This window comes from Selenomonas sp. KH1T6 (genome assembly GCF_900108415.1).
GTDB classification, from domain to species: Bacteria; Bacillota; Negativicutes; order Selenomonadales; family Selenomonadaceae; genus Selenomonas_B; species Selenomonas_B ruminantium_A.
The window spans coordinates 1-14497 of the sequence record NZ_FNWN01000053.1; the positions used below are offsets into that span (position 1 = coordinate 1).

A 14497-nucleotide genomic window follows, 5' to 3' on the forward strand; every position below is an offset into this window, starting at 1 on the left:
CATAGAAGGCTTCAACCGCCAGCTCCGCAAGGTGACGAAATCCAAGTCCGTATTTCCGACAGATGACAGCTTGCTGAAAATGCTCTACCTTGCCATGATGGACATAACGAAGAAATGGACAGGCCGCCGCCAGGATTGGAGCATTATCCATGCCCAGCTGGCCGTCTATTATGAAGACAGGCTTCCGGAATAAAAAATCTGCACGTTCAAGGATTTCTTGACGTGCAGAGAGAAATATGGTTGGTATTAGTGACAAGGGCTTAAACCTCTTGTTTTAATAACAATTTTACATCACGATATGGAGTTTACACAGAATTTGGGACAGCCTCTGAAAAGCATCGGTTCATCCCCACGTGCGTGGGGCATACACTAGCAATAATGGCTTATTTACGCCATTTATGCCAATTGTTTACCGCTTATGTATCAACTACCCAAGCGCCTGCAATCCTAAAACAAAAATCTTAACACGTGTCTATTTCCCTTAATATCTCTAAACTCCTTCTTATCTAGTAAAATTACTTCCATACTTGCTGTTTGCCAAAAACTGATAATTTTGTATCCTAAACGAAATCACCCATATTGACTACAATGACTAGAATAACTATAATATGACTAGAAAGAGGTGATTGCCATGCTTCACAAGGAAAACGAATACACAGAATACACGCGCGAATTGACTGACGGCCTAAAAAAGGAAGTTCTGGCCTTTGTCAATGCCCACGGCGGGTCAATCTATATTGGCGTCGACAATGACGGAACAGTAGTTGGCGTACAGGATATAGACCAGACTATGCTCCGCATAGCCAGTATGCTGCGGGATTCTATTCATCCTGATGTGATGATGTTCGTTGCTATTCGCAGTGAGGAGATTGAGGGCAAAGACATCATACACCTCTATATTTCTGCCGGCTCCAATAAACCATACTACCTCATAAAAAACGGACTAAAGCCTTCCGGTGTATATGTCCGGCAGGGGAGCGCCTCCGTCCAGGCATCCGCCGAGCAAATCCGACAGATGATCAAGTATGCTGATGGTGATGTTTTCGATGATTCCCTTTCTCTCGACCAAAACCTGACCTTCCAAAAGACTGCCTCTGTCTTCCAGAACAAAGGTATGAAATTCCAGGAAGCCCAGTTCATTTCCCTGGGCCTCACAAACAGGGACGGACTTTTCACCAATCTTGGACTGCTTCTTTCCGACCAGTACCCCTTTTCCATCAAAGCCGCTGTCTTCCAGGGCAATGACCAAAGCCAGTTCAAGGACAGGCGGGAGTTCACCGGGCCGCTGCTCTCTCAGCTGGAGGACTGCTATGCCTACATGCAGCTAAACAATCAGACCTCTGCAGAGTTCCACGGACTCTACAGACAGGATTCCAAAAGCTATCCAGAAGAGGCCTTGCGTGAAGCCCTGTTGAACAGCCTTGTCCACCGGGACTATTCCTTCAGCGCCAGCAACATAGTGGGCATCTACTCTGACCGCATGGAGTTCACTTCCATTGGCGGCCTGCTGCCCGGCATCCACAAGGACGATATAATGCTTGGTATTTCTGTCTGCCGCAACCCAAAGCTAGCGAACATCTTCTACCGGCTGGAACTCATCGAAGCCTACGGCACCGGCCTGCTGAAAATACAAAGCGCCTATAAGAGCAGCTTCTCACAGCCGGAATTCATCACCAGTACCAACGCTTTCAAGGTCATCCTGCCACATCTTGACCAGCAGCCTTTCTTGCTCAAAGACCCCCCCGACCAATCATCCGAAAGCCGTCTGCTTGAATTTGTCCAAAAGAAAAAATCCATCAGCCGTCAAGAAGCTGAAGATTTCTTGGAAGTCAGCTTGTCTACCGCCACCCGCACCTTGCATGCACTCATTGAGCAAGGGAAAATCCAGCGGACAGGCAGAGGGAAAAATACCAAATATCAGTTTTCTGGCCCGCAACACTGATACAAGAGATACCGGCAATCACGTCCTCTACCGCGCCACCCCCGTTTTCCTGCCCGGGGAGCTGATAGCCCACGGCATAAAACTGGAAGCCCTGTCCGTAGAAGACGGCGGCGCCGGCCTCTCCTTCCACGTCTTCTGCCACAACGTCCAGCCGGGAGTGGATATAAACTACAAAACGGGAGACAGCAGGAAGAGGCTGCAAAAGTACGAATGAAAACAAATTGCCAGCAAAAATGCAGGCCCGCCCTCAAGGCGAGCCTGCATTTTGCATATTATTTCCCATCTACGTCCATCAGTTCTTCATCGCTCTCTATAGCCTCAGTGAGCCTCTGGCGGAAAGCCTGCATAGGTATGAGGTCTTCCTCATTGGGCTCCATGCCCTGCAAGTGCAGAGGCAGGGACTGGGGAGGGTGCCTCATATCTATGGGCAGCTCGCTGCACAGCTGATAGACGGAAGGATAGACCAGCTTCAACGCCAGGAAGCTCTCTCCTGCCCTGTCCTGCCATCTCTCCACCACCAGCTTGCCGCCGATGGGGACTTCCTGCTCGATGGATTCCGGCAGGCTGTTTTCCCTGACCCCCAAAGCCCCCATCACCGTGGCCACATTCGTATCATGGCCGCAGAGGAAGGTGAACTTTCTTCCAGGGGCATTCAATTCCTGCAGGAAGACTTCCAGCAAAGGACGCGCCAGGGCTCTTGCAAAAGTGGGCATCCGGCGGTAGACGTGGATTCCCGCCTCCTTCACGGCCGCGATGTCCTGCCACTGCCTGAAACTCAGCTCATGGCCAAAACTCGCCCTGCTGTCTCCCAGTTCATAATACTGCAGGGAGAGGGCATCACAGGCCGTCATCAGGGGACGGATAGAGCCGCCCAGATGCAGTCCCTCCTTCACTGTCACCTGCAACTCATCATTTTCCACCGCCGGGTTATCCAGCGCTATCGCCGCCGCCTCAATACCGGGGGCTACTCTCCTGGTCAGGGCCTCACTGTCCCCCAGGGCAGCCAGCTCCTTCTTCAGCTCCCTGTCAAAAGCAGCCGAGTGCCCAGAAAGATCTCCCCAAAACAAAGGGTCAGGCTCCCCCACCTGGCCTTCGTATTTCACAGGCATCTTCTCACCGGGGAACATCCCATCTGCAAAATGACGGGCGGTGCCCAGGGTGCGCTGGATAGCATTGGCATAAAAGAGGATTTCCCCCTCCCCCGGCTGGCAGCCTGCGGGCAGCAGGCCTTCCTGCTGCAGGCAGCTGCGGGCGTACGCTCCCATGCTCTCTTCCAGCTGCCCCCCATGCACAGTCAGCTCTCCGCTGGGCACCCCGAAATCATGCCACTGGTGGGGCGTTATCCCAGAGAGGGTGCCGCTGTCCACCAAAGGCGCCCGGATATTGTGCCGGGACAGCACCAGGACCTGCACCAGGTCATAATTTTCCTGCAGCCCCCGCGCTTCTGCCAGGGGCAAGGCTGCGAAGCAGAGCAGGGTTATGAGCAGTAAAAATATCTTGCGGAAATTCATGAAGTACTCCTTCCTGCGGCCATGTTTCACCCTTTCCCCATGCTCCTCTCATAGAAGAAGCTTGCCAGGGTGTCCAGCAGCTCTGCTTTCTTAGTGGATTTCAGTATGTAGCCGTCAGGGCGCTGCTTGATGATGCGCATGACGCTTTCCCGGTCGTTGATGCCCGTCAGAAAGATGATGGGAATCCTGGCGGTGACGGGATTTTTCTGGATGCGCTCCATCACCTCATAGCCATCCATCTCCGGCATCTCATAGTCCAGCAGCACCAGGTCCGGCTGCTCAAAAGCCAGATAGTCCAGGGCCTCCTCCCCGGACTGCAGTCCCTCTACATCATAGGCGTTCTTAAGCCAGCGGGTCATGATGGCCAGGAAATCCTCATCATCATCTACGATAAGCACCTGCTTGCGCCGCCTGTATTCCTGCTGCCCCTTGGCCAGCGTCACCACATCTGCCGCCAGCTTCTTCATATCCACCGGCGCGATGTAGGTGCGGGTGATGCCCGCCCCCTCGGGCAGGGCCTTCATTTCCTCCAGGAAATCCTTACTGCCCAAAAGGCACAGGGATTTCTTGCTGTCCCGGCAGAGACTGGCCAGGTATGGCACCAGCTTCCTGGCTTCGCTGCTGTCCTCAGCCGGGTTATAGACGAAAATCTCCGCCTCATGGCGGCAGCGGTTCACTTCCTCCAGGTCTTCGGCCACCTTCAGCACCTGGAAGCCAGCCTCCCGCAGATTGTTTTCCACTGCCCGGTCCACCAGGTACTGCTTCTTCTCTATGTATATGACTTTCTCCATAGTCCCACTCCTCCCGAAGGGCAGATTATCTCTTTGCACACTTCGCCAAAGCCCACCCAAATCCTGCCCCTGGCTGAATATTTTGCCTGTAGAAAAATTTGCACAATGGCTTTATAATTATATTAACGACATAAATCCAACAAAACACGAGGGAGGTACTACCCATGTTCAACGGCAACTATGAGCTGGGCAGCGAGGCTTTCAAGGTGGTGGAGGAAATCGGGCGGCACATGCCCGGGGGCTTCTTCATCTACAAGGCTGAGCAGCCCGAAGAGATCCTCTATGCCAACAAGACAGTCTTTGAAATCTTCGGCTGCCAGGACCTTGCGGAATTCCAGGAACTGACGGGCTATACCTTCAAGGGCATGGTACACCCCGATGACTATAAAGCAATCTCCAGCTCCATCGATGAGCAGATAGAAAAGAGCAGCGAGGGCATGGACTATGTGGAGTACCGCATTATCCGCCGGGACGGCAAGGTTCGCTGGGTAGACGACTACGGCCATTTTTCCAATACAAAGACCCACGGCGGCGTCTATTTCGTCTTCATATCAGACATCACGGAAAAAAGAGAGCGCGTCAAAGAGGAAGCCGAGGCCCGCATCAGACAGCAGCAGCTGGAGGAAAAAATCGCCCTGCAGGAAAGGCTGTTGGAGCAGAGCGAGGCCACCCGCCAGGCCCTCAAGGCGGCAGAGGAAGCCAACCGCGCCAAGACGAATTTCCTCTCCAACATGAGCCACGAAATACGCACCCCCATCACCGCCATCCTGGGCATGAACGAGCTGATACGCCGGGAGAGCCACGACAAGAACATCCTGGAGTACACCCACAATATCGGCGCAGCGGGCACCAGCCTCCTGAGCATCATCAACGACATCCTGGATTTCTCCAAGATCGAGGCGGGCCGCATGGAGCTCATCGAGGCAGAGTACGACACCCGCACCTTCATTTCAGATCTTGCCAATCTGGTGAAATTCCGCCTGGAGGAAAAGGGCCTGATTTTCCGGCTGGAAATCGACCCCAGCCTGCCCACCCGGCTTTTCGGTGACGAGCTGCGGCTGAAGCAGGTCATCACCAACCTGCTGACCAATGCCGCCAAGTACACAGAAAAGGGCACCGTGACCCTGAAAATGCAGGTGACCCATAAAAAAGGCCACGATGTATCCATCGAGGTGGCGGTGAAAGATACGGGCATCGGCATCAAAGACGAGGAACTTGGCAAGCTGTTCTCAGCCTTTGACCGGCTTGATGTCATCCGCACCCGCAGCATCGAGGGCACCGGGCTGGGCCTGGCCATCAGCTCCCGCATGCTGAAGCTCATGGGGGCCGACCTGCAGGTGCAGAGCACCTACGGCCAGGGCTCCGTCTTTTCCTTCACCGTGGGCCAGCAGATAGTGGACAGCACAGAGATAGGCGAATTCGACCTTGGCAGCACCCCCATCATCGGCGAGACAGTCAAGAAGCATCTCAGCTTCCTGGCCCCCACGGCCCGGGTGCTGCTGGTTGACGACACCCCCCTGAACCTGAAGGTGATAGTGGGGCTCCTGAAAAAGACCAAGCTCCTCACAGAGACAGCTGCCAGCGGCCGGGAGTGCATCGAGAAATTCGGCGCTGCGGACTACGACATCATCTTCCTGGACTACCGCATGCCGGAAATGGACGGCATCGAGACCCTGAAAAAGCTCTACGAGCTTTACCCGGAAAAAGCCAAAGCCACCCCCATCGTCTGCCTCACCGCCAGCGCCATCGCCGGTGACAGGGAGCGTATGCTGAAAGCAGGCTTTGACGACTATCTGCCCAAGCCCGTCAATATCCTGGACATGGAGCGCATGATGATACACTACCTGCCCAAAGAAAAGGTACAGCTGGTGACAGAGGAAGGGACAGCAACACCGCCCCCAGAGGAAACTTCGGATATCCTGCCCACTGCCCTTTTCGAGCTGGAAGCCATCGACCCCGTGTCCGGCATCGAATACTGCGGCAGCGAGGAGGACTACATGGAAACCCTCTCCATCTTCTCCGCCTCCATCGGCTCCAAGTCCAAGAAAATCGAAAAAGCCTGGCAGGAGCAGGACCTCAAGAACTACACCATCCTGGTGCACTCCCTGAAAAGCACCTCCCGCATCGTAGGCGCAAAATCCCTCTCAGACCTTGCCTTCCAGCTGGAAATGGCAGGCAAGGAAGCAAACAACAGCCTTATAGCAGAAAAGACCCCCGGGCTGCTGGAAATGTACAGAAGCCTGCAGGAGCCTTTGGAAGAGATTGTGGAGGCGTGGGAAGATAAATAAGGATACGAAAAAGGAGGCCTTGCGGCCTCCTGTATTTACAAATGGTGCTCGCCGAGGGATTCGAACCCCCGACCCCCTCCATGTGACGGAGATGCTCTAGCCAACTGAGCTAGGCGAGCAAATGGTGGGGTTAACAAGATTCGAACTTGTGACCTCCTCGATGTCAACGAGACACTCTAACCAACTGAGCTATAACCCCATTGCTGAACACAAGAAATATAATACACGGTTTCGATGGCAATGTCAAGAAAAAATTTTCATTTTCCTAAAAAGCGAAAAGCCGCAGGGTTAACTACTCCCCACGGCCTACACCATCTCGTTACTAGACTTTATGCCCTAATTATATGACTCGTTGCCACTTATGTCAACAAGTGTTATAATGTAAACAAAAGAAGCCTCCTGCTGCGAACAGGAGGCGGGCTACTGGTAAACGGTCAGCCCTCAACTCTTTTGTATAATCCAAAGATTAACCGCCAAAGTTTGCGAGACTACGGGCGGTTATTTCTTTCTGTTGTTGACGGCAAGGATAATCAGAAGAATCAGTAACAACTGAAGCGTCATGTTGTCCATACCATCACCTCCCATCTGCCGATCGACCACGCGCTTTGAACGCCAGCTTTGATGAGAGGACTAACCGCCTACCGTTTTTGTAGCTTAGAACTATTGTACTAAAATATTACTTCGCTGACAATCAAGAATTTCCATGGCTGATGAGGTGATAGTATGGCCGACCTTACCAAGCACGGTGCCAGACGCCTGAGGCGGCGCATCTCCACCAGCATGCCCAGCGATAAAGAATATCTGCACCGGGTCTTTAAATATGGCCTCCGTGAGGAAGATGTAGAAGGAGACCTGGCCGGCTTCCTCAGTGCCAAGAAGGTACAAAACGGCCCAAGGCACGAGTGTGTGATATATGCCCAAGCTATGCATATCTTCACCAAAGACCAACGTCTGGTGACGGTCTACCGTCTGCCAGCAAACCTGATTCCGGAAGCAGACAGGACAGGGGCGGAAAAGCACCGCAGAGTAAAGGCTGAGAGCAGTGAACGGAGGAAACAGAAGGAGCAATCGCATAGGGCGAAATATCTGGCCAAGAAAAGGAAGGCGTGGCTAGAAGATTATGAAACAGAGATAAACTTGCGTTTTTGAGCATATCAACTTCTACCTGACATCTGTTCCTCAGGTTTCACACACTTGCTTATAATATCACGTCATGGTTATATTATTTTTCTAACAGATAAATATTACAATCCAAATATGCAAAGGATATTAGGATATTGCATAAAGAAGCCTCCCGGAGTCGTTAACCGGGAGGCTATTTTCGTGTCTCCATGCACGCCTATGTCAGACAATCTCACTCATAGACGCTGACGCCCTCCACGTACCAGTCGAAGGCATTCAGCATCTCATCATCTGACATGGAGGCTCCTTCGGTGATGCGAAGGCTGCCCTTATTGTCCTTGATGGGCCCGTAAAATACATCAAAGCCACGTTTGCTGAATTTATCGGTGACGTCCCGCACCAGCGCAGCGGTGTCCGCAGACACCTGGGGAGAAAGGGGAGACAGCTTGACCATCCCTTCATCCTTGTAAGTCCAGACCTGCCTGCCGTGGAACTTGCCCTGCAGGCAGTCCATTATCTGCTCACGGTAATAAGGGCGCCAGTCCCATTCACAGGCCACCAGATATGTATTGGGAAACAGTTCCCGATTGTCCGTGTGATAGCCGATGGACCATATACCCCTGGCATCTGCCTCCTGATGGGGGGCCATGGAATTGGTGTGGACTGTCACCACATCAATGGGGAAAGCGTCCAGCAGTTTCCGGCAGGCCTCCAGGGCCGGTGCATCAGCCGTCCAGGACTTGCAATAGCTCACGTGCACCACAGCATCCGGTCGTACCCGCCTGACTCCCAGGGTGAAGGCATTGATGCCGCGAATCACCTGCGAATTTGGGAAAGCGGCAATATAGCCCAGTTCCCCTGTCTTGGTCTGCTTACCCGCCACAATGCCTGACAAATATCTTGCCTGATACATGCGCCCAAAGAACGAGGAATAATTGTCCTGATGATAAGTGCCCCCTGCGTGCAGGAAATAAATTTGCGGGTATTCATCAGCAGCCATTTTCATGGCCTTGCCATAGTCAAAGCTGCAGCCGATGATGATCCGGCATCCCTCTTTTTCAATCAGCTCCTTGATGTCATCATAGCAATCCCCGGGAGCATTCTCCTTGTAGATCATTTCCAGGTTCAGTTCATCCTTCAGGGACTCCAGGGCCTCATAATGGGATTGGCACCAGCTCCTGTCCTGGCACTCCCCGCTGATAAACACGCCGATTTTGGTAGTCCTGGCCATCACATCCTTATCCGTCTGGGACCTTTGAATGGTCAGAATCCCTCCCACGGCCACCAATAAGAAGATGAGTGCAATCAAAAATAACTTTTTCATAGCGCATCCCTTTTCCGCCCAGCTGTAAACCGACTACACCCATAACATTCTCCCCTCCCCCCTGAAGAATCCTTCTTTTCCTCCAAATTTTTCATAGCCACTTATGTCCACAGATGATATAATCTTCTCGTTGCAATCTACGCATATTGTTCGGAGGAGGAATAGTCTGATGAAAAGAATGTTTTTGTCCCTGGCGCTCCTGTTGCTGCTCTCTGCAGCCCCTGCTCAGGCAGCCCAGTGGATTCCCTGGCCTGCACCGGAAAATACCAACGGGGAGCAGGCGCGGTTCAACAGGTTCTTTGACAAGGAAACGGTGCGGATTCTCTACAAGGACGGAGATATCCAGAGCATTTACTTCTGGTGCAAGAACGTGCCTGTAAACGAGTCAAAGTTGGACCATTTCATCACTCTGAACTGCATCAATATCAACAAGAACGGCGCGGAGAATGCCAATGTGGCAGAATACTTCTCCCTGTTCACCATGCGGAGCAAGGACGGTCAGAGCCTGGCAGACAAGCATGAGAGCTGGACTTTCTTCGGTGAGAACAACGGCACCACCCTGAAGGGCATGGACGTGATCTTCGAGGAGCTGAAAGCCGACACCGATGAGGAGAGACTCACCCGGGTCATCAGCAGCCCTCTTGACGTGCAGAAAGAGACACTGCCTGAGAGCGTATTTTAATAAAAAAAATAAAGGGGACAGGCTTTTGCGGCCTGTCCCCCTATTTTTATGCTTCTATCATCCTCCAACTCCGGGGCCCCCTTCCAGGTTGTCCACCGTGCACCCAAAGGAAATTCAGCCCCTCCAGCAGGAGGCTTTACCAATGGCGTAGAATTCTTAGCTTTATGATAATTACGCCTGCATTGAAGATGCCATGGACCTCCGTCAGCCCCTCTGCGTAGAGGAAGGATCCATGAGGATGTATCTTTCAATAATGCAAATGCCTTTCCTACGAGGAGTGACAAAGATGAAAGGATCAAAAAAACTGGCAATTTTGGCAGCCCTCACCATGGGCTTTTTCTTCAATGGTCATGCCTGGGCAGCGGAGGCGGCGGATTTTCAGACACCGGAGTATTATGCAAGCTTCGGGCTTGATCTCTTGAATGCGGCTTCTGCCTATGCCAAGGGATATACAGGGAAAGGAGTAATTCTTGGTGTATGCGACCAGCCCGCAAACTTTCTGCATCCTGAGTTTGCCAACAAGGATTATGCTCAAATGATAAGAGATTCCTGGATGGAAGGCGGCCAGCCTGGGGTATATGATTGGAGCCAGCTGGATCATGGCACCCACGTAGCCGGTATCATAGCGGCAAACCGTGACGGCGTGGGCATGCAAGGCGTAGCTTATAACGCAGGTCTGGCCGGCAGTCCTGTTTGGTATAATTTTGGCGAACACGTCGGGGAGTATGCTGACCCGTTTACGCCCTTTTACGATCGGCAGGACATAAAAATTATCAATAATTCCTGGGGGAATAGTATTTACCTTGATGAACTTCTTAGCGGCGCAGTTGGGGAATTGGTGAAAGAATCCAGTAATTTAGATGAGTTTACTGAAAAACTTGCGGGATTTTTATATGCAGAGGATAGGGATATGAAGTATAATCGGGTCCAAGCTAACGGAACTGCGACAGGCAAGGGAAAACTGCTGATCTTTGCAGCAGCCAATTCTGGTCATCCCACCCCTGCAATAGAGGGACTCAGCAGTTGGTTTTATGATTCGGCTAAGAGAAGATTCATAAATGTCACTGCTCTGAACAATAATGCTGCGGGCTATACCAAGGGGATGTCCAGGCAGGAGAATGGGAGCATAAATGGCGATTGGTTAATGACATCTTTTTCCGATGGGGCAAAGTATGCGGAAGAGTATACCTTAGCGTCGCCGGGCAAGAACATTCTATCAGCCAATGCCAATTTTGCCACAACGGGAAGCAATTATATCACCAAGGCAGGCACCAGTATGGCTACGCCTTTTGTGACCGGGGCCGCAGGCCTGGTGGAAGAAGCCTTTCCCTACATGAACGCCAAGCAAATTGCAGATACGCTGCTTTCTACTGCGAACCAAAATATTACAACTAATCACAGCTATTTTGTGACGGAGCAGCAAGATACGGATGCAGCGGGCCAGTCCCATCTTAAGCTAAATCTCTTTTATTTTGACAGCCGCGTCCGTAGTGAAAAGGAAATTGAAGAGGACCTGTATACCTATTACAAAGACCATTATACTGAAGACAGGGAAAAATTTGTAGCGGAGTACTGGCCTTATTTTGCCCATGATGCCTATTACAATGTCCCCCTGTCAGCCTTTGTCGGACAGGGCGTAGTGGATGTGGGAAAAGCTGTGGGAGGTCCCGGGGCGCTGAATGCAAGGCGGCTTACAACGGGGAATATCACCCACCGTTTTACCTCAGATGGCAGCCCCATCGTTATGTACCCTATCGACACGAAAGGCTACGATTCCACCTGGTCAAATGACATCAAAGAGATCAGGGTGGGGAAAATTGCTGCCGACAGTACGGAGGAAGACTTGGCCGAACGTTACAAGTATTATGATACAAACTGGATTTCCAATCCTGAGGCCGAACCAGGTGCCCGTCTGTTGACAGCTCTCTATGTAGAAAAGTATAACAGTGATGTGGACGAAAGTGGCATGGAAGGGCTTCATGTGGGGCTTCTCAAAGAAGGGGAAGGCCGTCTTTCCCTGACCGGGCACAACACTTACCTGGGGGCCAGCGTTGCCAAGGGAGGAACCCTTTCCATTGACGGTTCGGTGGCAGGTGATGCCTACAGCGTAGAAGATGGCACCATCGCCGGACGGGGAACCATTGCCGGCACCCTGTACAACCGAAACGTAGCCGTAGCCGGTGACGGTGAGGGCCGTGGCGATCTTACCATGAATAGCCTGGTCAGCACAGGGCAGCTGGTCTCCCGCGTAAGTGCAGAGGGCAACAACCGTTTTATCGTGCAGGATACGGCAGATGTATCGGGCAGCCAGGTGGTTCTTGTCAATGCGCTCCCTGGGGAGACTTACGAAGTTTTGACGGCGGGAAGGATCCAGGGGGATGTGGCCAACAATGCAGAGCATCCGGCTAAGGTTACGGGGATGCTCAGCACCTATGGGACGGTATCCGGCAACATACTCACGGCCACGACGGTGACTGCCAACAATATGGGGAATATGACGGCAGAGCAGGCTGAGGCGCTTGAGGCAATGGACGATATGCAGAAAGGTCTGTCGGGAGACTCACGCAAGGAGGAAATGCGCACCCTCTACAGCTTTGGCGCATCAGACGCCCAAAAAGCTCTTATGGAGGTCATTGCCTCGGAGGGGCCCGATCTGGCAGTCCTGCCCCAGCAAATTACTCTGGCCAGCCGTGTCATTTCTGACCGCCTGAGCACGGCTTTTTCCATGCAGCCTGTTGAGGTGGCCCTGCCAAGCAGTCACCTGGCGGACAGCGGGACAGATACCGGCCTCAAGGTAAATATGCTCCTTCCTGTGGTCCAGGACAACAATGCCTAGGTGAAGTACACCAAGAACTGGGGAGATTTCAAGGGTGGGGCCAACTACCACGGCAGCGCCGTATCGGGAGGATATGACCGCCGTATCAATGACAACTGGCGGGGGGGGATCTTTGCCAGCTATCAAACCACAGGCATGGGTGCAAAATCCGGCAACGGCACTATTAATGACACCCGGTTCGGTGTTTATGCAGGCTATCATAAGGGCGCTGCTGATGCTTATATCTATGCTGACTACGGCTGGATGCGCAACAAGCTCCATCGCAGCCTTAGTGCGCTGGGACTCAGCGCTGACGCCAGCTACCGCTCCCATCTGGCAGAAATTGGCGGAGAATACAAATATGACCTCAACGCCAAGGATGGCAAAACCTGGCATGTGAGCCCCTATGCAGGCTTCCAGCTTTCCCGGCTGAGTCAGCCCGCCTACGCTGAAAAGGGCGCAGGCATCTTCAACCAGCATGTCTCCGGCATGCATAACACCTACTTTTCAGGACAGCTGGGCCTGGAACTGAAACGGTATCTGAATCGCGGCAACTACAGCATGCGTCTTGGGGTAAAGCACGCCTTCACCGGAGCCGACCCGGAGCTTTCCTTCCACTATGAGGGCTATGATGGCAAATTATATACCCTGCGGAACAATCAGGACAAGACCCATTTAGTCCTCTCCCTGTCAGGTGAAACGGAATTTGCCACGGGCTGGTTTGCCGATGGGGAAGTGCAGCTTCAGAAAGGCGTCCATGACAAGGACATCTCCGCCTTCGTGCAGATCAAACGGGTTTGGTAAATATAGGGCTGTTGCATTACGTGCAATAGCCCCATATTTTTACGCTCGTATACTTTCCTGCAGTTCGTCGTTGCGGCTCCATTGGTGGATTTTCCTGAAGACCTTGATTATGCTGGGGATGAAGGCAATGCAAGCAATTATAGTTCCCCAAATAATAATCAACTCGTCGGTTTCATAAGGCAGGGAAGTGAGGGCATCGATGGCTTTTTCATCCTGGGGCAAGTACTCCTTCGTCACCGGGAAGAGATCGAAAATGGCATGTATCGGTATCGGCAAGGCCAGGGCCAGGAAATGGTAGATTTTCTTGCCAGTGACTCTTGCTTTTCCATAATAATAGCCCATGATAGCGCCAAACAGCAGGTGAAAGGGAAGGAAAATGCGTATCAAAGTAATCGTCCCCTCACGCAGATAGACGTAGTTTTCAAATAAGGTAAAACCCATGGCTACCATGATGGAGGTAAGCAATACATCAAGATGCGAGACAATCTTTGTCTCATGGCTGATTACCCAGCGCAATGCCGCATATTTGATGAGTTCTTCGCAGGTAGCTGTGACGAATACAGACACAATAATGCCAGCGAGGAGTGGAGGGAGGCTATGGACAATGGCGTTGTTCATAAGTTGGTGTTCTACGAAGCCGCCTATGAATACGCCAGGAAGGGACAGAAATACGATGGTCAGAACCCTTTTGAGTGAAAGTTTCTCCCCGCGTTTCTTCCCCCACAGCCAGCGCAAAATGACGATGGCTATAGCGGTTTCAATCAGAAAGACTGCTGCAATCGACATAATATCACCTCTTGTTTTGCGGATTAATTGACATGGTTCATGTTTCGAACAGATGATGTGTTTTTCCTGCTTGAAACTTTTGATGACAAGTTGGAGATTTATTTACTTGGCGCAACACGCCCCCATCCATGGAAATTATACCATGAATGGGGGCGTTCTTGAGTCTACCCCGGATTTTGTGTAAACCTCCCAAGTGATGTAAAATGGGAACATCACTTGGGAGGTATTTTTATGAGCAGAAAATCACGCACCCCAGAAGAGCAAGCCCGCCGGGAGAAGATTCGGGCACTGCTGCAAGAAAGCAACGTCACCAGCATGGAGGACATTCAGAACTTATTTAAGGAAACTATAGCAGAGTTCATGGAGAATGGCCTTGAAGCAGAGCTGGATGACTCCCTGGGCTATGGTAAGTATGACTACAAGAACAAGGAT

12 protein-coding genes, 2 tRNA genes and 1 pseudogene are annotated in these 14497 nt (G+C 52.0%); 9 read left to right on the plus strand and 6 right to left on the minus strand.

Going from position 1 to position 14497, the window contains the following annotated elements; translation table 11 throughout:
- The 3 genes from BLW59_RS16215 to BLW59_RS17570 form a co-directional block, all read left to right on the plus strand.
- The coding region (locus BLW59_RS16215) for a transposase (RefSeq protein ID WP_139283734.1) at positions 1 to 193 on the plus strand (193 nt) is incomplete at its 5' end.
- A gap of 438 nt (positions 194 to 631) precedes the next feature.
- Positions 632 to 1942 (plus strand): RNA-binding domain-containing protein, encoded by a 1311-nt coding sequence (locus BLW59_RS16220; RefSeq protein ID WP_074698780.1) that lies wholly within the window; start codon positions 632 to 634, stop codon positions 1940 to 1942.
- On the plus strand, positions 1869 to 2156 hold the full coding sequence (locus BLW59_RS17570) for a hypothetical protein (RefSeq protein ID WP_139283735.1): 288 nt from the start codon (positions 1869 to 1871) through the stop codon (positions 2154 to 2156). The genes BLW59_RS16220 and BLW59_RS17570 overlap by 74 nt, the downstream gene beginning before the upstream one ends.
- 58 nt (positions 2157 to 2214) lie before the next feature.
- On the opposite strand, the gene BLW59_RS16225 is transcribed toward BLW59_RS17570, so the two are convergent.
- A complete protein-coding gene (locus BLW59_RS16225; RefSeq protein ID WP_139283736.1) occupies positions 2215 to 3453 on the minus strand; it encodes a histidine-type phosphatase in 1239 nt (412 codons plus the stop codon).
- Positions 3454 to 3479: 26 nt separating this feature from the next.
- On the minus strand, positions 3480 to 4244 hold the full coding sequence (locus BLW59_RS16230; protein ID WP_074698786.1) for a response regulator: 765 nt from the start codon (positions 4242 to 4244) through the stop codon (positions 3480 to 3482).
- Positions 4245 to 4408: 164 nt separating this feature from the next.
- On the opposite strand from BLW59_RS16230, the gene BLW59_RS16235 reads away from it, so the two are divergent.
- Positions 4409 to 6532 (plus strand): PAS domain-containing hybrid sensor histidine kinase/response regulator, encoded by a 2124-nt coding sequence (locus tag BLW59_RS16235; protein ID WP_074698788.1) that lies wholly within the window; start codon positions 4409 to 4411, stop codon positions 6530 to 6532.
- A 42-nt stretch (positions 6533 to 6574) separates the two neighbouring features.
- On the opposite strand, the gene BLW59_RS16240 is transcribed toward BLW59_RS16235, so the two are convergent.
- A tRNA-Val gene (locus BLW59_RS16240) sits at positions 6575 to 6651 on the minus strand.
- 3 nt (positions 6652 to 6654) lie between these two features.
- Positions 6655 to 6731: transfer RNA gene (locus tag BLW59_RS16245), tRNA-Val, on the minus strand.
- Positions 6732 to 7255: 524 nt separating this feature from the next.
- Here BLW59_RS16245 and BLW59_RS16250 point away from each other — a divergent pair.
- Positions 7256 to 7681, plus strand: coding sequence for a hypothetical protein (locus BLW59_RS16250; protein ID WP_074698790.1), 426 nt, complete (start codon positions 7256 to 7258; stop codon positions 7679 to 7681).
- A 205-nt stretch (positions 7682 to 7886) separates the two neighbouring features.
- Here BLW59_RS16250 and BLW59_RS16255 read toward each other — a convergent pair whose 3' ends face one another.
- The gene (locus BLW59_RS16255; protein ID WP_074698792.1) at positions 7887 to 8978 is read right to left on the minus strand and encodes a BMP family ABC transporter substrate-binding protein; all 1092 of its coding nucleotides are present in this window, start codon (positions 8976 to 8978) and stop codon (positions 7887 to 7889) included.
- Positions 8979 to 9147: 169 nt separating this feature from the next.
- Between BLW59_RS16255 and BLW59_RS16260 the strand changes: the two genes are divergently transcribed.
- The 3 genes from BLW59_RS16260 (at position 9148) to BLW59_RS16270 (ending at position 13279) form a co-directional block, all read left to right on the plus strand.
- A complete protein-coding gene (locus BLW59_RS16260; RefSeq protein ID WP_074698794.1) occupies positions 9148 to 9660 on the plus strand; it encodes a hypothetical protein in 513 nt (170 codons plus the stop codon).
- 286 nt (positions 9661 to 9946) lie between these two features.
- The gene (locus BLW59_RS16265) at positions 9947 to 12496 is read left to right on the plus strand and encodes a S8 family serine peptidase (RefSeq protein ID WP_074698797.1); all 2550 of its coding nucleotides are present in this window, start codon (positions 9947 to 9949) and stop codon (positions 12494 to 12496) included.
- The gene (locus BLW59_RS16270; protein ID WP_074698799.1) at positions 12497 to 13279 is read left to right on the plus strand and encodes an autotransporter outer membrane beta-barrel domain-containing protein; all 783 of its coding nucleotides are present in this window, start codon (positions 12497 to 12499) and stop codon (positions 13277 to 13279) included.
- Between the two features lie 39 nt (positions 13280 to 13318).
- On the opposite strand, the gene BLW59_RS16275 is transcribed toward BLW59_RS16270, so the two are convergent.
- Positions 13319 to 14065 carry a PrsW family glutamic-type intramembrane protease gene (locus BLW59_RS16275; protein WP_074698803.1) on the minus strand — a complete coding sequence of 249 codons (747 nt, stop codon included), beginning with the start codon at positions 14063 to 14065 and terminating at the stop codon, positions 13319 to 13321.
- Positions 14066 to 14296: 231 nt separating this feature from the next.
- On the opposite strand from BLW59_RS16275, the pseudogene BLW59_RS16280 reads away from it, so the two are divergent.
- Positions 14297 to 14497, plus strand: a pseudogene (locus tag BLW59_RS16280) (IS256 family transposase); the annotation flags it as partial.